This window comes from Flavobacteriales bacterium (assembly GCA_020635795.1).
Lineage (GTDB): Bacteria > Bacteroidota > Bacteroidia > Flavobacteriales_E > Vicingaceae > Vicingus.
Genome location: JACJZD010000001.1, coordinates 583,030 through 607,117, shown reverse-complemented (window position 1 = coordinate 607,117; position 24,088 = coordinate 583,030). Strand labels below are relative to the sequence as shown.

Annotated in this window: 20 protein-coding genes and 1 pseudogene; 7 read left to right on the top strand and 14 right to left on the bottom strand. The window is 33.9% G+C overall.

The window, feature by feature from the left end:
• Window positions 1–141: 141 nt before the first annotated feature.
• The gene (locus H6589_02605; GenBank protein MCB9173474.1) at window positions 142–795 is read left to right on the top strand and encodes a protein-L-isoaspartate(D-aspartate) O-methyltransferase; all 654 of its coding nucleotides are present in this window, start codon (window positions 142–144) and stop codon (window positions 793–795) included.
• A gap of 36 nt (window positions 796–831) precedes the next feature.
• On the opposite strand, the gene H6589_02600 is transcribed toward H6589_02605, so the two are convergent.
• Genes H6589_02600 through H6589_02585 form a run of 4 tightly spaced genes read right to left on the bottom strand, consistent with a single transcriptional unit; the run spans window position 832 to window position 3,222 of the window.
• On the bottom strand, window positions 832–1,122 hold the full coding sequence (locus tag H6589_02600; protein MCB9173473.1) for a hypothetical protein: 291 nt from the start codon (window positions 1,120–1,122) through the stop codon (window positions 832–834).
• Between the two features lie 18 nt (window positions 1,123–1,140).
• Window positions 1,141–1,869, bottom strand: a complete 729-nt coding sequence (gene rluF / locus H6589_02595) for a 23S rRNA pseudouridine(2604) synthase RluF (protein ID MCB9173472.1) — start codon at window positions 1,867–1,869, stop codon at window positions 1,141–1,143.
• Entirely contained in the window at window positions 1,869–2,309 is a 441-nt protein-coding gene (locus tag H6589_02590) for a PH domain-containing protein (protein MCB9173471.1), read from the bottom strand. Before H6589_02590 ends, rluF begins: the two co-directional genes overlap by 1 nt.
• Window positions 2,299–3,222 (bottom strand): RluA family pseudouridine synthase, encoded by a 924-nt coding sequence (locus H6589_02585; GenBank protein MCB9173470.1) that lies wholly within the window; start codon window positions 3,220–3,222, stop codon window positions 2,299–2,301. The genes H6589_02590 and H6589_02585 overlap by 11 nt, the downstream gene beginning before the upstream one ends.
• Before the next feature lie 240 nt (window positions 3,223–3,462).
• On the opposite strand from H6589_02585, the gene mutL reads away from it, so the two are divergent.
• Both mutL and H6589_02575 read left to right on the top strand, forming a co-directional pair.
• Window positions 3,463–5,316 carry a DNA mismatch repair endonuclease MutL gene (gene mutL, locus H6589_02580; GenBank protein MCB9173469.1) on the top strand — a complete coding sequence of 618 codons (1,854 nt, stop codon included), beginning with the start codon at window positions 3,463–3,465 and terminating at the stop codon, window positions 5,314–5,316.
• The gene (locus tag H6589_02575; GenBank protein MCB9173468.1) at window positions 5,316–6,053 is read left to right on the top strand and encodes a rhomboid family intramembrane serine protease; all 738 of its coding nucleotides are present in this window, start codon (window positions 5,316–5,318) and stop codon (window positions 6,051–6,053) included. Before mutL ends, H6589_02575 begins: the two co-directional genes overlap by 1 nt.
• Before the next feature lie 220 nt (window positions 6,054–6,273).
• On the opposite strand, the gene H6589_02570 is transcribed toward H6589_02575, so the two are convergent.
• The 3 genes from H6589_02570 to H6589_02560 form a co-directional block, all read right to left on the bottom strand.
• Window positions 6,274–7,428 carry a hypothetical protein gene (locus H6589_02570; GenBank protein ID MCB9173467.1) on the bottom strand — a complete coding sequence of 385 codons (1,155 nt, stop codon included), beginning with the start codon at window positions 7,426–7,428 and terminating at the stop codon, window positions 6,274–6,276.
• A 45-nt stretch (window positions 7,429–7,473) separates the two neighbouring features.
• Complete coding sequence (mqnB, locus tag H6589_02565) at window positions 7,474–8,154, bottom strand: futalosine hydrolase (protein ID MCB9173466.1); 681 nt, start codon at window positions 8,152–8,154, stop codon at window positions 7,474–7,476.
• A gap of 70 nt (window positions 8,155–8,224) precedes the next feature.
• Window positions 8,225–9,571 carry a saccharopine dehydrogenase NADP-binding domain-containing protein gene (locus H6589_02560; protein ID MCB9173465.1) on the bottom strand — a complete coding sequence of 449 codons (1,347 nt, stop codon included), beginning with the start codon at window positions 9,569–9,571 and terminating at the stop codon, window positions 8,225–8,227.
• 101 nt (window positions 9,572–9,672) lie between these two features.
• Between H6589_02560 and H6589_02555 the strand changes: the two genes are divergently transcribed.
• Window positions 9,673–10,062 carry a DUF423 domain-containing protein gene (locus H6589_02555; GenBank protein ID MCB9173464.1) on the top strand — a complete coding sequence of 130 codons (390 nt, stop codon included), beginning with the start codon at window positions 9,673–9,675 and terminating at the stop codon, window positions 10,060–10,062.
• Here H6589_02555 and H6589_02550 read toward each other — a convergent pair.
• The 6 genes and pseudogenes from H6589_02550 to ettA form a co-directional block, all read right to left on the bottom strand.
• Complete coding sequence (locus H6589_02550) at window positions 10,059–10,472, bottom strand: nuclear transport factor 2 family protein (GenBank protein ID MCB9173463.1); 414 nt, start codon at window positions 10,470–10,472, stop codon at window positions 10,059–10,061. The genes H6589_02555 and H6589_02550 overlap by 4 nt on opposite strands.
• A 57-nt stretch (window positions 10,473–10,529) precedes the next feature.
• Entirely contained in the window at window positions 10,530–14,510 is a 3,981-nt protein-coding gene (locus H6589_02545) for a PKD domain-containing protein (protein MCB9173462.1), read from the bottom strand.
• Between the two features lie 122 nt (window positions 14,511–14,632).
• Window positions 14,633–15,292, bottom strand: a complete 660-nt coding sequence (locus tag H6589_02540; protein ID MCB9173461.1) for an alpha/beta hydrolase — start codon at window positions 15,290–15,292, stop codon at window positions 14,633–14,635.
• A gap of 2 nt (window positions 15,293–15,294) precedes the next feature.
• Window positions 15,295–16,806 (bottom strand): histidine ammonia-lyase, encoded by a 1,512-nt coding sequence (gene hutH, locus H6589_02535; protein MCB9173460.1) that lies wholly within the window; start codon window positions 16,804–16,806, stop codon window positions 15,295–15,297.
• A gap of 57 nt (window positions 16,807–16,863) precedes the next feature.
• Window positions 16,864–18,309: pseudogene (locus H6589_02530) on the bottom strand (histidine--tRNA ligase).
• A gap of 74 nt (window positions 18,310–18,383) precedes the next feature.
• On the bottom strand, window positions 18,384–20,066 hold the full coding sequence (gene ettA, locus H6589_02525) for an energy-dependent translational throttle protein EttA (GenBank protein ID MCB9173459.1): 1,683 nt from the start codon (window positions 20,064–20,066) through the stop codon (window positions 18,384–18,386).
• Between the two features lie 168 nt (window positions 20,067–20,234).
• On the opposite strand from ettA, the gene H6589_02520 reads away from it, so the two are divergent.
• Genes H6589_02520 through H6589_02510 form a run of 3 tightly spaced genes read left to right on the top strand, consistent with a single transcriptional unit; the run spans window position 20,235 to window position 23,289 of the window.
• Window positions 20,235–21,698, top strand: coding sequence for a T9SS type A sorting domain-containing protein (locus H6589_02520; protein ID MCB9173458.1), 1,464 nt, complete (start codon window positions 20,235–20,237; stop codon window positions 21,696–21,698).
• A 54-nt stretch (window positions 21,699–21,752) separates the two neighbouring features.
• Window positions 21,753–22,619, top strand: coding sequence for a UbiA family prenyltransferase (locus H6589_02515; GenBank protein MCB9173457.1), 867 nt, complete (start codon window positions 21,753–21,755; stop codon window positions 22,617–22,619).
• A gap of 4 nt (window positions 22,620–22,623) precedes the next feature.
• A complete protein-coding gene (locus H6589_02510) occupies window positions 22,624–23,289 on the top strand; it encodes a YdcF family protein (GenBank protein ID MCB9173456.1) in 666 nt (221 codons plus the stop codon).
• An 80-nt stretch (window positions 23,290–23,369) separates the two neighbouring features.
• On the opposite strand, the gene bshB1 is transcribed toward H6589_02510, so the two are convergent.
• Window positions 23,370–24,086: a bacillithiol biosynthesis deacetylase BshB1 gene (gene bshB1, locus H6589_02505; GenBank protein ID MCB9173455.1), complete on the bottom strand. Its 717-nt coding sequence runs from the start codon at window positions 24,084–24,086 to the stop codon at window positions 23,370–23,372.
• Window positions 24,087–24,088: the final 2 nt, after the last annotated feature.

The window sequence follows — 24,088 nt, the reverse complement described above, 5'->3', positions numbered from 1 at the left end:
TTTTTAACAAATGTAGTGCTTAATGATTTTAGTTATTTTGGCACAAAACATTATTATTAACACTGCTATTTTAATAAGAAGCTTTTGAGCCACCTCAATATTGGTTTTTATCTGCTTTTATTTGTAGAAAAATTTAGAAAAGTGCTAGATACCTACAGACATAAAGGATTGAGAAAGCAATTGGCTGATATTGTTGCTGAAAAAGGAATTACCAACTCAAAAGTGCTAAAAGCGATAGAGAAAGTTCCTCGCCATTTGTTTATCCCTGATACTGCTTTTCATAAATATGCATATGAAGACAAGCCTTTCCCTATTGGTTCAGGGCAAACCATTTCGCAACCTTATACGGTAGCTTTTCAAACACAGTTGTTAGACTTAAAACCAACCGACAAGGTGTTGGAAATTGGTACAGGTTCGGGCTACCAAACAGCTGTTTTGTTAGAAATGGGTGTAAAGGTTTTTTCTATTGAACGCCAAAAAGCATTGTTCGACCGTACCAAAGATTTTTTACCTGCTATTGGATATACTTCTGCAAAGTTATTTTATGGCGATGGTTATGCGGGTTTACCCACTTATGCTCCTTTCGATAAAATAATTGTTACGGCTGGTGCTCCTTTTATTCCTGAAGATTTGTTAACTCAACTTAAAGTTGGTGGTATGATGGTAATACCTGTTGGTGAAGGCAAAGACCAAATAATGAAAAAACTACTTAAAAAAGATGCTTCTAATTTTACCTCTGAAGATTTAGGTGTTTTCCGATTTGTGCCGTTGTTGAAGGAGAAAGGGAAAGATTAGTTTGGGTGTTGAGTGATGGGTAGTGAATAATGCTTATTATGATTCTTCATTTGGATAAGTATGAAAAACAAATACTTCTTTGTCAATCAATGCTTGCTCATAATATTCTCTTTTATCACTATCATCCAGAAAATCATCATAAGTAATAGTTTTAAATTCTTCCAATTCTATTATTCTCCAATCATTCATTTCGATTCCACCTCTAGCTATTAAATTGGCTTCATCAAAACTATCAGCTTCGATAAAACAATTCACAAAAGCTCCACAAGTTTCAATATATTCTACATTTGTAGTATTTGGTTTTACATTATATGTAAGGAGAAACATTTTCATATTATAATTATATTACCTCGAAGCCTCTTCTGTTTTAATGGAATTGTCAATCATGGCATTTAACTCGCTTAATTCTTGTTTGGTTAAGTCGCGCCATTGCCCAATGGGTAAATGTTTAAGGGTTAAATTCATTATTCGGGTACGTTCTAATTTTACTACATCAAACTCAAAATGCTCGCACATTCTGCGTATTTGTCGGTTTAGACCTTGTGTTAAAATAATTTTAAAGGTAAATCGGTTCAACTGCTCCACTTTACATTTTTTGGTAACGGTATCTAAAATAGGTACTCCCTCCCCCATTTTTCGAATAAATTCTCCGGTAATGGGTTGTCGGGTAGTTACCACATACTCTTTTTCGTGATTGTTTCTGGCTCGTAAAATTTTGTTTACAATATCACCATCGTTGGTCAATAAAATTAATCCTTGCGAGGGTTTATCTAATCTTCCTATTGGGAAAATACGCTCTGGATGGTTTACAAAATCAATAATGTTACCTTGTATTTGCAATTCGGTGGTACACGTTATACCAACAGGTTTGTTTAGCATAATGTACACAAATTTATTGTCGGGCGGGCTAATCAATTTACCGTTAACCACAACCTTATCACCAACTTGAACTTGCGCTCCCATTACCGCAATTTGCCCATTAATAGTTACTTTTTTTTGCTCTATCAATTTATCGGCTTCTCTTCGCGAACAAAAACCAGTAGAACTGATGTATTTATTTAATCGGGTCGACATTAGTTTTTTATAATAATTTCGGGGTTGATTTTAAGCAAATCGTCTATCATTTCTTGGTTGTTGATTGGAGCAATATAAATTTCGTTATTAAATTTACCTGACCTTATAATCATTCCTTTTGTCCCAATGGCTGGTTTATATCCTACAAACAAAGTCTTTCCTGCCTCAATTTCTTTAATTTTTAAAATATCAATATCGCCTTTTATAAAAGCTGTTTTGTAAAACAGTAAATTGTTTTCAATTTTATAATACGTATCGAAATACAACCAATACAGCAAACCAATGGCTGCAAACAAAACAACTATTCCTGCTGGTTTTGCCAAAAATTCTTTACTATCAACAAAAAACAATATAAAAGGTAGCAAGGTCATGAACCACATGATGTACTTGTAAAAACCTTTTTTACTTGCTTTGTACTTCTTCGAAAAACTAGCGCTCATAATATTTATGTCTGAAAATCATTAAAAAGTCGTCTGGAACTTTAGTTTCGAAAGTAACTTCTTTGTGCGTTACGGGGTGGTTAAACGTCAACACTTTAGCATGAAAAGCCATTCTACCCAAAGGATTTTCGGTTGCACCATATTTTTTATCCCCAATAATAGGATGTTTTAATGCGTTAAACTGCGCACGTAACTGGTGTTTGTGTTCTGTTTCTTGCCAAGCTTCCAACAAGGTGTAATACTCGTTTTTCTTTACCACACTGTAATGACTCACTCCTTTACGAGCATCTTTAGGGTTGTTGCCTGAATACACTATTAAGGCTTTACTTTCTTTTAAATACGACGAAATGGTATCTTCATCTTTTTGCATGGTGCCTTGAGTTACCACTAAATATTTTCGTTTTGTTGCGGTTGCTGCCCAAGTATCAATTAACTCCTGATAAGCCGCGCGTGTTTTTGCAAAAACCATCAAGCCAGAAGCATCTCTATCTAAACGGTGTACTACAAACAAGTGTGCTGATGGGTCTTGTTGTTGAATATGGTCTTGAACAATTCGGTATGCAGTAGTTTTGCGTTCTTTTGCTGTTCCAACCGACAACAATCCTGCACGTTTGTTAATAACAATAATGCTTTCGTCTTCAAAAACAATCTTTAAACCTTGATAAATTACTTTTTTAAATGGTCCATCCCAGCTAATGGTAACCTTATCACCTACAGCCAAATCATGATCAAATTGAGTAGTAAGATCGTTACCCACCTTAATTTGCTTATGCGCCAACAGGGCTTTAATCTTGGTTCTGCTCTTGTCTTTAATTTTTAAAATTAAAAATTCGAGCAACTTTGTAGGCTCTGTAACTGTTAAAACCGATTCGCGTTTGGTATCACCTTTTTTTTTGTAAACTCTTTTGGCCATTTGTTTTATTAAAACACAAAGTTAGTTAAAATAGGTTCTGTAAAAATTTAAAAAATTGTACTTTTGTATTGCTCGATTAAATTGATAATAGTACTATCCATTTAAAAGATTCTTCACTTCATTTGTTATTTTAAATCAATACTGATTTAAAAACAAATTTTGTTCAGAATGACAGTAGTTTTAAGCGTATGAAACCACAACTTTCAACTTATTACTTTTTAACTTTATAAACTATTTTAAGTGTCAGATATTATCCATTTATTACCCGATTCAGTAGCCAACCAAATAGCGGCAGGAGAGGTTATTCAGCGACCAGCAAGTGCGGTTAAAGAATTGCTCGAAAATGCTATTGATGCTGGTGCTACTAGTATTTCGTTGGTAATAAAAGATGCTGGTAAAACATTGATACAAGTTATTGATGATGGAATGGGCATGTCGGAAACCGACGCTCGTTTGAGTTTTGAACGACATGCTACCTCAAAAATTAAAAACGCTGACGATTTATTTAATTTACGTACTAAAGGTTTTAGAGGTGAAGCTTTGGCTTCGATTGCAGCTATTGCACAAGTAGAGCTTAAAACCAAACAAAGCGGCAAAGAACTGGGTACATTTATTTTAATTGAAGGCAGTGAGGTAAAAGAGCAAGAACATTGTTCGTGTGCAAAAGGGACTTCGTTTTCTATCAAAAATTTGTTTTACAATGTTCCTGCTCGTCGTAATTTTTTGAAATCGAACCCTATCGAAATCAAACACATTATTGATGAGTTTCAGCGTGTGGCATTGGTACACCCCGAAATAGCTTTTTCGATGTACAACAACGGTAACGAGGTGTTTAACTTAAACAAAGGCACATTTCGTCAGCGAATTGTGAGTGTGTTTGGGGATAAATACAACCAAAAATTGGTTCCTGTAAGCGAATCAACTGATATTGTTAGCATTGAAGGTTTTGTAAGCAAACCAGAATTTGCCAAGAAAACTCGAGGAGAACAGTTCTTTTTTGTAAACAATCGTTTTATCAAAAATGCTTACTTAAACCATGCTGTACAAAGTGCATTCGACCAGTTGTTGAGCAAAGACCAATTTCCTTCTTATTTTTTAAAATTGGAGATTGACCCTACTAAAATTGACATCAACATTCATCCTACCAAAACCGAAATTAAGTTTGAAGATGAACGTTCAATTTATGCCATCATCAGAACAGCGGTAAAACAAGGTTTAGGAAAAAACAACATTTCGCCTACGCTTGATTTTGAGCAGGAATCGAGTTTTAACATTCCTATTTTTAAATCGACCGACCCTGTTAAAGCTCCAACCATAAAAGTTAATCCGAATTACAATCCATTTAAAATGGACGAGGTTAAACAACAGTTTCATCAAAAACCTGCCGTTCAAAAAACGGATAAAAATTGGGATAAACTGTATCAAGATTTTGAAGTAACTACCTCAACCATTATTGAGAGTAACAAAAAACAAGAAGCAACTCCCGACCAAACCATTTTATCGAACTGGGATGAAGCCGAGACTGACAACAAAAAAACCTTGGTGCAATTGCACAAAAAATACATTTTTACGCAACTGAAATCGGGCTTTTTAATCATTGACCAACAACGAGCTCACGAACGTATTTTATTCGAACAATTTTTAAGCAGTTTGTCATCTAAAAAAAGCATCAGTCAACAATTGTTGTTTCCCGAAACGGTCGATTTTACCTCAGCAGATGCAGAATTGTTGGTTGAAATAAAAAACGATATACAAGATTTGGGTTTTGTGTTAGATAAAGTTGGACGAAGTTCGTTTGTAATTTCGGCAGTACCATCGGAACTACAAGATTTACCGATAAAATTAACCTTAGAAAAATTGCTGGAACAACTTAAATCAAGTTCTAGCGAAATTAAAATAGACAAAAAAGAAAAATTGGCTTCGTCGTTAGCAAAAAGTGCCTCGATAAAATCAGGGCAATATTTGTCGGAAGAAGAAATGAGCAAACTTATTGACAACTTGTTTGCTTGCGAAATGCCTTACAGTTTGCAAAACGGAAAACCCATTATCATCACCTTAAATTTAGAAGATTTAAACAAACAATTTAATTACTAATGTTTAACATGTTTAGAGATACTCCGCCGGTTGTAAAAAACCTCCTTATCATTAATGTTTTAATGTATTTAGCCATGCTAATGCTAAGCGGACAAGGTATTGATTTAACCGATTATTTTGGTTTGCATTATTGGAAAAGTGAGGCGTTTTACCCTCACCAGTTGGTAACTTATATGTTTATGCACAGTTTTACCATTACACACTTGTTCTTTAACATGTTTGCGGTGTGGATGTTTGGTAAAGTACTCGAGAGTGTTTGGGGAAGCAAACGGTTTTTAATTTATTACATGATTACGGGTATTGGTGCTGGGCTAATTCAATTGTTGGTTGCCTACATCCGTTTAATGCCTTTGTACGATGCTCTTTCGCCAGAAGAATTAGCATACATTACCGAAAATGGTTACCAAATTTTACAAGAAGGAAAAAACTTTACCGACCCTATTCCTGGTAAGTTTAACCTTTTAATGAATGTGACCACAGTTGGAGCTTCGGGTAGTGTTTTTGGTGTTTTATTGGCTTTTGGTATGTTGTTCCCGAATACCGAATTGATGTTGTTGTTTCCTCCTATTCCAATTAAAGCCAAATGGTTTGTAATTGGTTACGGTGCTATTGAATTGTACTCTGGAATGGCTGACCGAGCTGGTGATAATGTAGCTCATTTTGCCCATTTAGGCGGTATGTTGTTTGGTTTTTTCTTGATAAAATACTGGCAGAAAAACTCTAATCATTTTTATTGATAAGAAATGGATGGTTTTGTTTTAATTTCATTTCTAGTTTTATTTGTTTTTATTTTTGTTCTATGGTTTTTATTTACCTTATTAGCAATTAAGTTATTACGATATATAAAGCCATCTTTTTTAACTCATATACCCATGAGTAGAATATGGATAGTTTCTGGAATAATTGCAATATTATTATTTGTAGTAATATATAATATACTGTGGTATTAAGTAATTTCTAAAAAACATTAAACCTCAACCCAGCAGAAACAACAAACTCACGGGTTAAGCCATCAGGTCGGGCATCTCGAGTTTTTACTGGTGCAGCAAAAATCAATACCAAATCTGTTTTTTTAGAAAGAGGTACTATACTCGAAAAGTTTAAGTTAAGGGTTAATCCTTGAGAACCTTTTGATGTAACTCTATTACCAAAAGCATCATCGTATTTATCGTTAGCCAAATGGTAAATAAACAATAAACCTGTACTTGCAGTTACTTTTTTAATGGCAAAACTGCGATTAATTCTAAATACCCCATCATCAGCACGCTTTATGTTTTTCGACTCAAAATAACCATTATACGTTTTGTCTTCAGCAACCAAGGTGTGTAAATAGCCATTTTTGTTGGCATTGAATGAGTGTTGGTAACCTACGGTAAAATCCCATTTGCTGTAACGGTAATTAAAACCAAACAAAGCATCGGTAGTTCCTAAACTGGGTTGATAAACCATAGGTAACGGCTTTTTGTTGTCAGATAAATCGGAATTACCCGTTGGTATTTTTACACCACCCACAAAACTCAAATTGGTTTTCTTTTTATTAAATGCAACGTAGCTTAAACTCAAGGTTAAATCTCCTACTCCATTAGTACTACCCAAATTACCACTTGCAAAAACATAAGGCAGCTTTACTTGTGCGTATAATTTTTTCGGTAATACCGTAACCGTTGCTTCAAGTTGGCTTGTTACAATAGCTGTTGACTGGTCGCCCAAACCATACGACTCGGAATACATGATTACATATTTAGGCGATTGAAACATGGATTGAGAAATTAAAATATTTTTGCTAATTAATGAATCTGGATGATTAAAAGCCGTTGTTTCAGGTGCTAATTTATTTCGTACAATGGTATCTTTTTGCTCTGTTTGAGTATTAACAACTAGTGAATCTTTTGCTGTTTTTTTTGCTTTAAAATCTGATGTGTATTCCTCAACATCTTCTTCCACTATTTCTTCTAATTTAACTTTGTCAAACGGTAATTTCTCGTACTTAAATTGAGCTAAACCCAACGAACCTACCGAACAAACACCTGCATCGCTACACCCTTGTGCATAAGTTTGTTTACTGAAAATCAGCAAAATAAATGCAACAAGTATAATTGGGTAAAATTTCATTTTGTTTGTTTGATACAAACTTAATCAAATTATTTATGATGAACTTTAAAGTTCATTGAGCAGTTTTAAGCTCGTTTCTGTAAGGTTTTTTACTGCCAATTTAATGTCCCAATTGGCTTTGTTTCTTTTTTCCACCCTGTTGGAAATGGCTCTTAATTGCAAACAAGGAATACCCTCCAACAACGTAGCGTAAAAAAAAGCTGCGCCTTCCATACTTTCAATTTGCGGATTGAACAATTCTTTTATTTTTTCGATAGAACCCTCTTCTCCATGAGTAGTATTTACGGTAATAGCCGACACTTTTTTTGATAATTGAATGGCTTTTGTATCTATAGCAATGGAATTCACCATAGCTCCATTTAACAACGAAAAATCTTCATCTTCAATCAAGTCCATATCAATTAGCGATAAGAATTTTTCCCCATCTTCAGCTCCCAATTCTGCTATTCTATCAGTTGTTACATTCACCACCTCTCCAAGTTGAATGGTTTCATCAAAAGTTCCTGCCAAGCCTAAATTTATGGCGTAATCGTACAAGGTATTGTTTAATGATTTGCCCATCCAATAAGCTGTACAAGTCATTCCAACACCAGGAATCAATACATCAATCTGAGCATTTTTATAGGTGTACTTTCTCAATTTTTGATTGGGCTGTTCAATAAATTTAAAATGAGTCAATAAAGGCTCTATTTCGAGATAAGTTGCTGATACCAATAGAATTTTCATGACATTAGATTTGAGTGATGGGTTGTGGTGATGAGTTTACTCCTCATACTCAACACTCACCGCAATTTATTTAATAAAAACTAGGTTTTACCTCTTTCTCACTAAAATGAACGCCATAATTTTCCAACTCATCTAAAATTGGTTCATAAATTTCCTTTTCGATTGGAATATGAACACCAGGCGTAGTTATGGTTCCATTTAAAATCATTTTAGTAGCAATAGCAACAGGCAAACCAACTGTTTTAGCCATAGCGGTATAAATTTGGTCGTCTCCTTTAACCACCATCGACGAATGAATTTCTTTGTATGCTCCATCTTTTTCATATAAGAAACGATGCCACATCACAATCATATCCTTATCATTAGGCTCTAATGATAATTTTTTCTCTAAAATATGTTGTAAAATTTGAGCCGGAGTTAAATCTTTCAAACCAATTCTCGTGTCATCAAAAATACCCAACCACACAAATTTCTCAAACAAATCAACATCATCCTGACGAATGTTTAAGTAGTGTTTAAATTTTAACTCCACCGAATCGGTAACATTATAGGCTAAAAACGAGTTGATAAAATCTCTATGAGTCATTTCTTCTGTTCCTTCCATGATGTAGCTATCGTCGGTTGCTCCTAACTGTACAAAAGCATCCCATGCACGACAAAAACCAGGTTTACGTAATGTTCCTCTATACATGGTTGGAATATCTTTTAAACCATACACTTCTCTATATTGTAATGAATCTCTGTTAGCATAACCTTCAAACTTACCGTGCCCTTCAATTTCAATAATTTCAGTCCTTCTAAACAATTTATGGTAAGGAATAAACTTGTATTTTCCATTTTGGATAAACTTAACAGTTCCTTGTCCAGCCAACACCACATTTCGAGGATTCCATGTGAATTTATAATTCCAAGGATTGTTATCGCTTTCAGGAGCAATTAAACCACCAGTAAATGTTTCAAATGCTTCTAATCTACCTCCCTCGTTTCTTATATTATCAATCACACGCATTGCTGACAAGTGGTCGATACCTGGGTCAACACCAATCTCATTCATTATAATAATATTGGCATTTTTTGCTTCAGAATCCAACGCTTTCATTTCTTTACTTACGTAAGAAGCAGTAACCATGTGCTTTTTATATTTAACACAATCTTTAGCTACTGAAATGTGCATGTGTGCAGGCAACATTGAAATTACTAAATCAGCTTCATCAACTAATCTATTTCGCTCCTCATCGTTGTTTACATCAAATGCTATCGCCTTTGCTTTTTCATGGTTATTAGCTGCTCTTGCAGCCAATTCCTTTGACTGGTCGGCAATAGTAACAAACCAATTCTCCTGTTCAGCATTAAAAAGTAAATATTGAATTAATGAAGAAGTAGATCTTCCAGCACCGATAACAAGGATTTTTTTCATAGTAATTTAGATTATTTCAATCAAGTTCGAAATTCGTTAATTATAGTCCTTTTTTAAAGCAATTATGCTGAATTTTACTAACAAACTAATTGTTATTAACTATGAACAGATCCATTTTAATAAAAGGAGCATCTCTTGGATGTGTTGCTGTAATTTTGGGAGCACTTGGTGCTCACGCTCTAAAAAACATGTTAACACCTGACCAACTTGCCAGTTTTGAAATAGGTGTTAAATATCAAATGTATCATGCTATACTATTGGTAGCTTTAGCTTTTTACATTAAAAAAGAACCTTCTAAATACATCTCTTCTACAATAAACCTAATGTTTTTTGGGGTTATTTTATTTTCAGGCTCTATCTATTTATTAACCTTAAAAAATATATTGGCTATAGAATTCCTAAAATTTGCTGGACCAATTACTCCAATAGGAGGTATATTATTGGTAATTGGATGGTTTTTATTAATACTAGAAGGGTTCAAAAAAAATTAACTAGTGTGGTCAATAGTGATGACCCATTTACCTTCAATTTTTTTCCAATACAAGGTAAAATACCCTCCTGGATTATCTAATTCTCGTTGTAAACTCCATTCTCCCAACATATAAGCTGAATCGTTATTTACGTCAAGTTTTACTACTTTAAACGTTAGCTTACCCATTGCTGCTTTATCAGGATAAGAAGTTTTATAATTCTCTAAAGTTGTTTTCCAACCATACTTGATTCCATTCTTCCCTATAAACATTAATGAATCTGAATTCCAATAACCCTGCATAAATTCATCAATGTTTCCTTTATTCCATGCCTTTTCTTGCATATCCATAACAGCTAAAATTTCTTTTTCATCATTTTTCATATTGCTGCAAGATGTGATAAAAATAATTATGATTAAAAAATACTTCATGGTATAAAAGTAAAAAAGCCCTCGCAATTGCGAGGGCTTGAATTAACTTATTTTCTATTATCTTACAATTAATTTTTCAGTGATGGTATTTCCTTCCGAAGAAATACTTACCAAGTAAAAACCTGCTGATAGTTTATTTTCAAACTTCACATTTACCTTGTATTCTGATTGGTCGGTATTTAACTGTTTTGTTAAAATTACTTTTCCATAAATATCGGTTATTGTAAGTGTTGAATTTGGATATAAGTATTCTAAATTCACATTCAATTGCTCTCCACTATTCGGATTTGGATAAATGCTTAATGTTGTTGGGTTATTAATTACCTCTCCTTCATCTTGATTTGATAGTCTAGAAGAAGATAACTCAAATAATCTTGAGAAAGATGGAGTTGTTACTTCACAAATTGAACTATATGACCCCCAATCTCCATTCACATAAGCTCTAGCTTGTAACTCATAAACTGTACTAGGTTGAATTACGCTTCCAAACCAACCAAGTGCCACTCTATATATAGTATTATTCCAATAATATACGTTCGCAGTTCCTTGTTCTGTTAATTTATATTCATAGTTTGAAGATTGTTGTACGCTTGTAAAGTAGATTAATTCTGACAGAGAATTAACTACTGCACCACATTGACTAGATGTCACACTCATAATAGGAATTGCTGGAGTAGTTACTTCACAGATTGGACTAAAATTACTCCAAGCTCCATTTACATATGCTCTTGATTCCAATTCATAAACCGTATTATATTTTATAGCACTTCCAAACCAACTTAGAGCAACTCTCCATATAGTGTTGTTCCAAAAATATACATTTGATGTTCCTTTTTCAGTTAACTTATACTCATAATTTGTTGCTTTATTAATCGGTTTAACATAGATTAAATCCGTTAAATTAACTAGAGTTGTATTACATACATTTGAAGTAACATTAGGTGATGGTATAGCTGGAGTTGTAATATTACATGCGTTACTAAACAAACCCCAATTAGCACCTACTCTCACTCTAACATCTATAGAATAAGTTGTGTTATATTTTATCCCTGGAAACCACGCCATTGAAATATTGTTTCTACCATAGTTAAATGTTAATACTGTGCCAACACCTTGTTCTGTTGCTCTAAACTGATATTCATTTGCTGTACTTACAAAATAAGCTTTAATTACATCAGTTAAATTACTAACTGTAATCCCACAAAATTCAGCTTTAACTTCTGTATTAGGGACACAATTATCCGAATTCACTGTTACATTCTGCTGAGCTGAACATCCATTTGTTGTAACAGTTACAGTATAAGTTCCCTCTGCTAATCCTGTAGCAACAGCATTATTTTGAATAGGTAGTGTATTCCAAGAATAGGTGCCTCCTCCACTAGCAGTTGCTGTACCGTCATTCTTAGCACAAGTTTCATTTGTACTTGAAGTATTTATGGTTGGTAACGCATTAACTATAATTAAATTGGTTCTTATCGTGTCATCACTACCAAAAGCATTAGAAGCTGTTAATGTAACTGTGTAAGTTCCTGCTACATTATACGTATATGTAGTGTTTTTACTTGTCGACATTCCTCCATCACCAAAATCCCACAACCAAGCAGTTGGAGTATTTGAACTTAAATCCGTAAAATTAATCGACTCTCCTGCACAAATAGTTGTAGCATTGGTTGAGAAATTTGCTACCGGAGCTGAACCTGCAGGATTTACAGTTAGCGTTGCAGAATTTGATGTGGCAGTTGGAGTACAATTACCAGAAGCTATACAACGATACGTATAGCCATTCATAGCAAGGGTTGCACCAGTAATATTTAAAGTAGCAGTTGTTGCATTACTATAAACACCACCATTGCTAATATTACCAAATCCGCTACCTGTATTTACTTGCCATTGATAACCTGTTGCATTAGATGCTATAACACTAAAACTAGTATTGTTACCTTCTGTAATTACACTATTCGATGGTTGTGATGAAATAGAAGGAGCCGCATTTACCGTAATGTAACCTACTTTGGTCTCTCCATCACTACCTGAGGCATTGGTAGCTGTTAATACAACTTGATACACACCTGCAGTGTTATAGGTAATTGTAGGATTTTGAGATGTAGATGATGATGGTGTTCCTCCTGTAAACGTCCAACTCCAACTTGTAGGTGTGTTGGTACTTAAGTCACTAAAACTTACTGAAGATCCTGCACATAATGTAGTTGGAGTTCCGCTAAAATCTGCTACTGGAGCTGAACCTGCAGGATTTATATAAACTCCATAATCTTCAACATCACCAACTATTAATGGAGATTCACAACCTGAAGCAACAGTTTGATAATCACCAACAACTCTTAATCTTAGCAAAGCACCTGTTACTGCTGTACCTGGAATCGTTACATTCTGATTATGTGTAGCATTAGAATTTACTGGTACTGTTTGTGTCGTAATTAATTCTGTAGCATTACTATACGCACCATCATTGTTATAATCTATATAAACTCTGTATTGAAAACCTTGTCCAGAATTACCAGCATATGCTGTTACTGACAAATTGTACGTCTGATTAGCTTCAACAACTGTTGTATTAGAACAAGAAAAATCTTGGTATTCACCATTCCTAATTGTACTTGTTGTATTATTTATTTCATTAAAAGTTACATTTGAAATAGCATAACCATAATTACCAGATGGATTCGAACTTACATTTTGACAAGTTGCAGTCGGAGAGCTATATATCGTAATAAACCCTGATTTTGTTTCAGCATTACCCGTTCCAAAAGCATTAGTAGCAGTAAGAGTAACTGCATAAGTACCTGGAGTTGCATAATTAACTGTTGGATATTGGTCAGTAGATGTTGTTGGACTACCTCCAGGAAATGACCAACTCCATGAAGTTGGATTACCTTCTGATAAATCAAAGAAATTAATTGAAGATCCTGCACAACCACTTTGTGAACCGCAAACTGCCTCAAAATTACTCACTGGAACTGCAACTGGGTTACACTTTGTAGAAGTTGTTAAACTTGCTCTTGACGATAACAGCCATGCTCTTGCTCTAGTTACTTGGTTTGCAGTAAATTCAGTTTGACAATCATCACTTGAATAATCCATAAAATTATGAATATGGTCTGAAGAAGAACCGCCAGTACAAGTATTGGTTGCGACAACACAATCACTTGCGCTCCTTTTATGTGGAGGCGTATCACAAACTTTATCTCCATCAGTACTACAGTTGTTATTAGTTGGACAAGTACTACCAGATCCATCACCCTCAAAAGTATGGTATAAACCAAATGCATGCCCAACCTCGTGGGTTGTAGTAACATTTTGATTGGTATATGATTTTAAATTATAACACAAGGTACCTGTAGGATCATATCCAAAAGAATTGTACAAAATAACCGCTCCATCTTTTGATGCATCTTGAATAAAATAAGCATAACCTTGAGTTCCTCCACCTCCCATATTTCCATCTATACCTGCAACTATCCAAAATTGATAATAATTAGTATTTCCCCAATTACTCAATGCTTTAACTGCTATTTCATTCATTGAACTACCACCATCATTTGTAATACCTTGAGTAGCATAATCACTTGTTCCTGAACCATTCACTCTATTAATACCTGATGTTGGATTCCCTGAAGGATCTACTGAGGCTAAACAAAAATTAATTTCCATATCTACCCCAGTGTAAGGTGCTTGGTTTCTAAATGCCTGATTTAAATTATTTATTGCACTGTGAATTTGTGCGTCAGAAATATTTGTACCCGTACCTTCTGGCTCTCCTAAATGTATTACATGTACAACAACTGGGATATTGTAAACTGTTCCTTTATTTAAAGGATTTCCTTGTTGAACAAGTTTGTTGTAATTAGCTATTTTTTGAGCATAACTTGGGTCGTTAGCCATCAATTCTTGCAAAAGAATACCTGATTTACATTCTTCTTGATTGTTATAGGCAACAACATTTTGTTTAGATAATGTTTGACCATAAGAAATTGTAAGAAGCAACATTAACGATAGAAAGAAAGCGGCAATTTTTTTCATGATAGTGTGTTTTAATGATTCGAAAAGAAAAATAATAAATATTTGTTGATTTAATTGATAAATTTAGACGAATCAATAAATATTTAACACTAATAAAACGATTATAAATAAGATTTGGTTGCTTAACTAAAAATCTCCTTTAATTGTTGATTGATTAGCTTAGATTTATTCCAAATCATCAAATGATCACCTTTTTCGACAAGGTGGGTTGGAGTAATGTTTGTAATGGGAATTACAATGTCTTTATTACCGTGGATGTGAATAATTTTTGATGAGGCTTTTTTTTTATCCCAATTTAAAATAGCTTTAATGCTCCAAACAATAAAATCAATGTTGATGTTTTCAGCCATTTGATAGAAAATTTCTCGTTGTTGGCTGTTCATGACACCAAAAAAACGAGAAGAATGCCCCACCAAATAACGTACTCTTTCTACATTCAACAATCGAGTAATGCCAATAAATTTTAATCGCTTAAGCTGACTGGGTAACTCCTTACTGGTTTTGGCACTAGAAATTATCACTACTTTATCAGGATTAATGATGTCGGCAAGTTCGGAGCAAACCATACCCCCCATAGATACTCCCAATAAAGAAAATGATTGTGTAGTATCTATTATCTTCACCAATTCCTGCGCGTAATCTTTAAGTGTTTTAATGTTGGGATAAGGAGTCCATTCTAAATCAACAAACTCATAACCATCAATGGGTTCAATTTCAGAGAACAATCGCTTATCTGCTCCCATTCCTGGAATCCGATAAATAATATGCTTTTTATTTTCCAATACTAAATGAAATCCTGAACACTCATTTGTTGGCTTTGTGTTTGGACAAACCCAATACTTTTTTTCATGGCAGGATGCATTTCAATATCATCTTGAACAAATGGTACAACTTTTCTGAAATCAGCAACCATTTTCTCAATAGTTTTAGATGATTTTAAAGGTCGTCTAAACTCCAAACCTTGAGCTGCATTCATCAATTCAATTCCAAGAATTTTTTCCAAGTTGTCAATCATACGATAGACTTTTGTTGCAGCATTTGCTCCCATACTCACGTGGTCTTCTTGTCCGTTTGATGAATCAATGGTATCTACAGAACAAGGAGTTGCCAATTGTTTGTTTTGACTTACCACCGAAGCCTGTGCATATTGAGGAATCATAAACCCACTGTTTAACCCTGGATTAGCTACCAAAAAAGCTGGTAATTTTCGTTGTCCACCAATTAATTTATAGGTTCTTCGTTCCGATATACTTCCTAATTCTGCAACAGCAATACTTAAATAATCTAACACCATCGCCAAAGGCTGTCCATGAAAATTCCCTGCCGAAATCACATCATCCTCATCAGGGAAAATAGTTGGATTATCGGTTACTGAATTGATTTCAGTTTCAAATACTTTTTGTGCGTGAGTGATAGCATCTTTACAAGCGCCATGAACTTGAGGTACACAACGGAAGGAATAAGGGTCTTGAACGTGCTTTTTTTCTTGTTTAATAATTTGACTGCCTTCCAACACTTTTAGAATATTTCGAGCAGTTACAAATTGTCCGTTGTGAGGTCTGATTTTATGCACCAATTCGTTGAAAGGTTCTATTCTTCCATCATACGCTTCTAATGAAGTTGCAGCAATAATATCTGATAAATTAGACAGTTTTCTAGCTCTTAATAATGAATGAATACCATACGCACTCATAAATTGCGTTCCGTTTAACAACGCTAAACCTTCTTTAGATTGTAATTTGATAGGCTCCCAACCAAACTTTTTATTGATTTCTGCTGAAGTATATTTTTTTCCTTCAAAATTAACTTCTCCCAATCCTAACATAGGTAAAGTTAAATGAGCCAATGGAGCTAAATCGCCCGAAGCACCTAAGGAACCTTGCTCATAAACCACTGGAAAAACATTGTGATTATACATGTCAATTAATCGTTGAACGGTAATTAACTGCACTCCAGAATGACCATAACTTAAGCCTTGAATTTTTAACAACAACATTAAACGAACCACATCAGTTGGTACTTCATCGCCCAAACCACAAGCATGCGACATGACCAAATTTCGTTGTAAGGTTTCTAAGTCTTTGTTTGGAATGGAAGTATCGCACAACGAACCAAAACCAGTATTTATTCCATAAATGGGTTTATCGTGACGAGCCAATTTCTCATCCAAATATGTTCTACATTTCACAATGGCAACTTCAGCTTCTTGCGATAAAACCAATCGTCTGTTGCTTTTTAAAATCTCGTCGATTGACTCGAGGGTTAACCAGTTTTTATTGATGTAGTGAATATCCATTGTTAAAATTCTTTGTTTGTTTATCCTTCGACAGGCTCAGGATGACAATTTGATAAATTATGAATGTTGAATGTATGCAATCAGCTCTTCTGATGTTTTAAAAGGCTTTTTTTCGTCAGCATCAACACTTTTTACAAATGTTTCGCCATTTTCGTTGGCAGAAACAATAAACTTTATTCCTTTTTTTTCTGCAAAAATCATTTGCTTTTGCCATTTGGCTTGTTCGGTGTACAATTCTGCATTGATGCCTTTGTCTCTTAATGCAAAAAGCATGGGTAAAAATCGAGTTTCGTCTGCTTCACTTTGTCGAGTAAACAACACTTGCGTAGAATCTCCTTTAAATTCAGGATATAAATTGTTGTCTAACAACACATCGTAAATACGGTCAGCACCAAAAGAAATACCCACACCCGAAACATTTTTTAAACCAAATTTACCCGTTAAATCATCGTATCTTCCACCACCAGTTATACTCGGGAAATTATCTACTTTAACCTCAATAATAGTTCCAGTATAATAACCTAAACCTCGGGCAAGTGTTGGGTCGAAAATTACTTTTGCTGTTTTTAATCCTAGTTTTTGTAAGTTTTCAAAAACAAATTTTAGCTCTTCAATTCCATTTATACCATTACTGGAGTTACGAATATTTTTACTTAAAGAGTTTAAAAGATTCATCTCTTTAGATAAATTATCTAATTCAGAGAATCCTTCAGAAGTCTCTTTTCTAAAATTATTGGAATTAATTACTAATAATAAATTTACAGCAATCTCCTTTTCTATTCCATAAGATAAAAGTTCTTTTAAAACACCTTCAGCACCTATTTTATCAAATTTATCAATAGCTACTACAATTTGTTCAAATCTATCAATTTCACCTGCAGACTCAACAATACCTTGTAATATTTTTCTATTGTTAATTGAAACAGTATAGTTTAATTTTAACTCTCCATCTTTTCTAAAAAAGTCAGAAAAAACATCATCAATCATTTTGATCAAATCCACTTCGTTTAATAAGGAATCAGAACCTATTATATCTGCATCGCATTGGTAAAACTCCACGGTAACGCCCCTTTTGTGGTCGGTCAGCACGCCAAACAGGTTGTATCTGAAACCTACGGAAAGGAAAAGTAATGTCGTTTTGGTTTTGTACTACGTAACGAGCAAAAGGAACAGTTAAATCGTAGTGCAAGGCTTTTTTCTGCAATACTTGTAGAAAGTGATGATCAATCTTTTTTTCAGATTTAAGTTTTGCATCATCCATCTAAAATGTTTTTTCCTTAGCTAAATAATCACCAGAATTTAAAATCTTAAAATTAATTTATCACTTTCATCACCACCAGTACCAACCAAGGTACTTAGGTTTTCCATAGCTGGTGTTTCAATTTGTTGAAAGCCATACTTTTTAAACGATTTTTTAATCGTGTCAAAAATATAGTTTCTTCGAACCATTTCTATTGGTGAAAAATCTCTTGTTCCTTTTGGTATGCTTGGCTTTTGGCTCATCTTTTCTTGTTGTTTCTCGCAAAGTCGCAAAGACTGCTAAGTTTTTTTTCTTTTACATAATTACTAAAGGCTAATTACTTAACCAATTTCTTGTATTTGAATCGTTGTGGCTCTGTACCCAAACGTTTTCTTCTGTTTTCTTCGTATTCAGAATATGAACCCTCAAAGAAATACACCTCTGAGTTACCTTCAAAAGCTAAAATGTGTGTACAAATTCTATCTAAAAACCATCTATCGTGAGAAATGATAACTGCCGAACCTGCATAACTTTCAATACCTTCTTCAAGTGCACGAATAGCGTTAACATCTAAATCGTTGGTAGGCTCATCGAGCAACAACACATTGGCTTCTTGTTTCATGGTCATTGCCAAGTGCAATCGGTTTCGTTCTCCACCAGATAAAACACCCACTTTTTTACTTTGGTCGCCACCAGCAAAGTTAAATCTCGATAAATATGCTCTTGAATTAATGGTTCTACCTCCAAAATCCATCATTTCAGCTCCTCCAGAGAAAACTTCAAAAATTGATTTTGTTGGGTCTAATTCAGCGTGATCTTGATCAATATATCCTATTTTAACTGTTTCTCCCACTTTAAATGTTCCCGAATCAGGCGTTTCTTCACCCATAATCATTCTAAACAAAGTGGTTTTACCAGCTCCATTCGGACCAATTATTCCTAAAATTGAAGCAGGAGGTAATTTAAACGTAAGGTTTTCGTAAAGCAGTTTATCTCCAAATGCTTTAGAAATTCCATTGGCTTCAATTACTTCATTACCTAAACGTGGACCATCAGGAATAAACAACTCCAGTTTTGCTTCTTTTTCTTTCGAATCTTCGCTTAATAATTTATCGTAGTTACTCAAACGAGCTTTCGATTTAGCCTGTCTTCCTTTTGCATTCATTCTCGACCATTCCAACTCACGTTCAAGAATTTTTCTTCGCTTGCTTTCGGTTTTTTCTTCCTGAGCTAATCGTTTCGATTTTTGATCCAACCATTCTGAATAATTTCCTTTCCAAGGAATACCTTCACCTCTATCTAACTCTAAAATCCACCCAGCTACATTATCTAAGAAATAACGGTCGTGGGTAATGGCTATAACCGTCCCTGGATATTGTTGCAAATGTTGTTCTAACCAATAAACCGATTCAGTATCCAAGTGGTTGGTTGGCTCGTCTAACAATAATATATCTGGCTGTTGTAATAATAATCTGCAAAGTGCAACTCTACGCAACTCCCCTCCTGAAAGGTTTTTAATCAAAGCGTCTTCTGGTGGGCAATTCAAAGCATCCATTGCTCTAGAAAGTTTAGTATCTAATTCCCAAGCATCTAATGCATCAATCTTATCTTGTAATTCGGCCTGACGTTTCATCAATTCATCCATCTTGTCAGGATTCTCGTAAACCTCTGGTTCACCAAACTTTAAATTAATGGCTTCATATTCTGCCAAAACATCAATGGTTTCTTGAGCTCCTTCCTGAACAATTTCTTTAACAGTTTTGGTTTCATCCAATTTAGGCTCCTGCTCTAAATACCCAACTTTATACCCTGGAGAAAAAGTAACATCTCCCTGATAAGATTTGTCAACTCCTGCAATAATTTTTAACAAAGTAGATTTACCAGAACCGTTCAAACCAATGATACCTATTTTGGCACCATAAAAGAAAGATAAATAAATGTCTTTGATAATTGTTTTTCCTGAAGGTATGGTCTTACTAACCTTGTTCATCGAAAATATCACTTTTTTATCGTCGCTCATAGTCAAAAAATATGTTTTTGTTTAGGATGGCAAAGTTAAAAAAGTCTAGGCAACTTTAGTGAGAATTTGTAATAAGTTCTCAATATTTTTCTTTACTTAATTTTATAGTGGCATTAGTCGTGCCTATATTGTCAATAAAAGATTAAATTTGTTTTGCAAATGATGCAAATGAAAAGTATTTTAACCATACTAACTGTTTTATGTTTCTTTTTTAATCTTAAGGGACAAGGCACCCTATATGTTGGAAACATTTTAAATTGTTCATTTGACTATACTCCTGACACCATCTTGCTTTCAAATTCTAGTAGTGTTACTTCTGGAAAAAAATATTACTTTGATTTAAATCAAGATTTTTTAATAGATATAGAATTTGGGCTATCTTATGTTAGTGGAGGCGGAGGTAATGCTCAATACATTACTGTAACACCATTTAATGGGAATAAAATTGCTTGTTTTGATTCTACAGTAAATTGCTCTGGCCCTTCTCCTGGATACACCATAAATCAAAGTATTACAAACCTTTATAACTTTAACGATACGTTAATTAGAAGTGATTTAAATTTTTCTAATACAATAAGCTATATATATGCTTCAAGAACAGTTCTTACAGATCCTTGTGCAATATACACCTTTAATCCATGGATTGGAACAGGTGATAAATACATTTTGGTTTCACAAAATAATGATAATGAATATGCATGGATAAAACTAACTGTAACAGCTAACAATAAAATAATCATTGACAAATTTTCAAGCTCTCAATGTTTGAACTTTCAATGTGCCGATAATGATTCGTTAGAATTTAAATTTCATTTTACGAATAATCTCTTGGATAGTAGTGGAAATTCCAATCACGCCATTGTATTTAATGGAAATTTTGCCGCAGATAAATTTAGCAATTCAAATGAAGCCATTTTAATAAATAATGGTGGGTATATCGAATTCCCTTATATTACTGACATGAAGAATAACAGTTGGACATACAGTCTATGGTTTAACTATGAAAGTTTAAATCCTTTCTATAACAGCCTACTTTATTCATTAGAGCCTATAAAATATTTATTTATTAATCCAGCCGATAGTACTATCGGATCTACAATAGGATCTAATATTGTTTCAACAAGTAAAAAGGTTCAAAAAAATGTATGGAATCATGTTGCAATATCTCACTCTTTATTTTATTCAAAAATTTATATAAATGGAGAACTTGACACCTTAATACTGAATCAAAATTTCTTACCAAATTCACCAAATTACAATTTACAAACTGAAAATTTTAATGGTCTTCTAGACGATATAAGATTCTACAATATTCAACTCAACGATAGTTGTGTTAGAGATATCTTCATTTCCGAATTAGGCGATTATATTCCCATAGTTAGTATTGATAAAATCAAAAATGACATTTCATTTGAAGTTTACCCAAACCCAAATGATGGTAATTTTTTATTTCGTTCAAATGAACTAATTAAAGATGTAGTGTTCTTTAATTCCCATGGAGAGATTATTAGAACTATTCATAACATTGATGATTATCAATTAAATATTTCTAATTTTTCAAAGGGTTTTTATATAATTCAATTTATATCTAACACACAGAAGCATTATTCAAAAACATTGATTATTAATTGATTTGTTCAATATAGTATCGTAAATACTTAACTTCGCCACACTTAAATTATCTAGATGGCATCTATTTCTAATTATTTTACTTTAATAAAATTCAGTCACACCATTTTTGCTTTACCCTTTGCAGTTATTGGTTTTTTTCTAGCTACCATACAAATTGCATCTCCAATAGAATGGGTAAAGTTTATTTATGTGGTTCTTTGTATGGTGTTTGCCCGAAGTGCCGCCATGGCTTTTAATCGATACATTGACCGAGATATTGATAAAGCCAATGCCCGAACTGCTGAAATTAGAGAAATTCCGAACGGCACCATCAAACCTAAATCGGCATTGTTATTTGTAATTGTTAACTGTGTACTTTTTATTGCTACCACATATTTTATCAATCCCCTTTGTTTTTATTTATCGCCCATAGCATTAATTGTAGTGCTGGGATATAGTTTAACCAAACGTTTTACAGCGTTGTGCCATTTGGTTTTAGGTGTTGGATTATCGTTAGCACCAATTGGCGCTTATTTAGCCGTTACGGGTAAGTTCGACTGGTTGCCGTTATTTTTCTCTTTTGCCGTTTTGTTTTGGGTGAGTGGTTTTGATATTATTTATGCCCTGCAAGATGAAGAATTTGACAAACAACAAAAATTGCATTCTATACCAGTAATGTTGGGCAAGAAAAATGCTTTGTTTTTATCAACTATACTTCACATTATTACAGCCTCGTTAATTCTGTTTGCAGGATTTTATGCTGGGTTTAATTATTTTTATTGGATTGGTTCTGGCATTTTTATTGCTCTGCTGGTTTATCAGCATTTAATTGTTAAACCAAGCAACTTGAGTAGAGTTAATTTAGCTTTTTTTACTACCAATGGTATTGCAAGTGTGGTTTTCTCCATTTTTGTGCTGTTAGATTTATTTTTAGTTAGATAACAATTTGATTCAACTTCTTACACATATCAAAAAAATTGCAGTTAACAAATGGACTGCTTTATTGGTGATATTGTTTATTGCTACAATAGTTACTTCTTATTTTGTAGTAGGTTATTCATCTAAAAAACTCATCTATCAAAATGTAAGCAAGTTACCAAATGCTGATGTTGCGTTGGTTTTAGGCACTAGCAGATACACTGCAACAGGTTATGCCAACTTGTTTTTTAAATACCGAATAAAAGCTGCCGTAGATTTGTATAAAACAGGTAAAGTAAAACACATAATTGTGAGTGGCGACAACAGTTTGTTTGAATACAACGAACCACGAGAAATGCGAAGAGCATTGGTGAGAGAAGGTATTCCAATTGAAGCTATTACGCTAGATTTTGCAGGTTTTAGAACATTAGACTCTGTTGTGCGCTGCAAAGAGGTTTTTGGACAAAACAACTTCATCATTATCTCACAGGAGTTTCATGTTGCTAGAGCTTTATTTATAGCCAAAAAATTTAACATAAGTGCGATAGGTTATGCTGCTCAAAGTCCTCCTCAAAGCTATTCGTTTAAAACCAATTTCAGAGAATTTTTTGCTCGTACCAGAGCCGTTATCGATTTGTATGTATTGAATACTCAACCTAAATTTTTAGGAAGCAATGAAACTATTAATTTATAAACTCCCCTTCAGCTCCCCAAAGGGGAGAGAAAAAATATGAAACTATACAATTCCCTCCCTTTGGGAGGGTTAGGGTGGGACTACTTCAACTTCAACATATCTTCTACTCCAATATACCTTTCAGCAGTAAAACCTTCGGCATATTTAACACCAATTTCTCGTCCGTACTGCATCATTCTTGCTTTTATAAAATCAAAAAATTCTTCGCCACTTATAGGTGTTATTGGTTCGGTTGATTTTGGATCAAAAAATTGTGAGCCAAAACACTGAATAGCCTCTATTTTTTTATCTACAAAATCGCTTACATCCACCACAAAATCAGGTTTTATAAATCTATCCTGTATGTAATGATAAACCGCTTTGGGCCTCCATTTATCTTGATTTACTCCATTTAATTGTGTTTCAATCTTTATCAAACCAGCATAAAAACAAGCCTCAGAAATAAGTTTTGAAGCTCTGCCATGGTCTGGATGCCTGTCGTTAACTGCATTAGCCAAAACAACTTCTGGTTGGTATTTTCTAATTATTTTAATTATTTCCAATTGACTTTCTTTATCATTTCTAAAAAAACCATCAGCCAACCCAATATTTTCTCTAACAATAACACCAAGAACTTTTGCAGCATTGTTGGCTTCAATTAACCGTAACTCTCCACTACCTCTCGAGCCTAACTCACCAATAGTTAAATCTAAAACCCCTACTTTTTTACCCTGAGCAATGTGTTTTAACAATGTCCCTGAACAACTCAACTCCACGTCATCAGGATGAACTCCTATGGCTAAAATATCTAATTTCATGC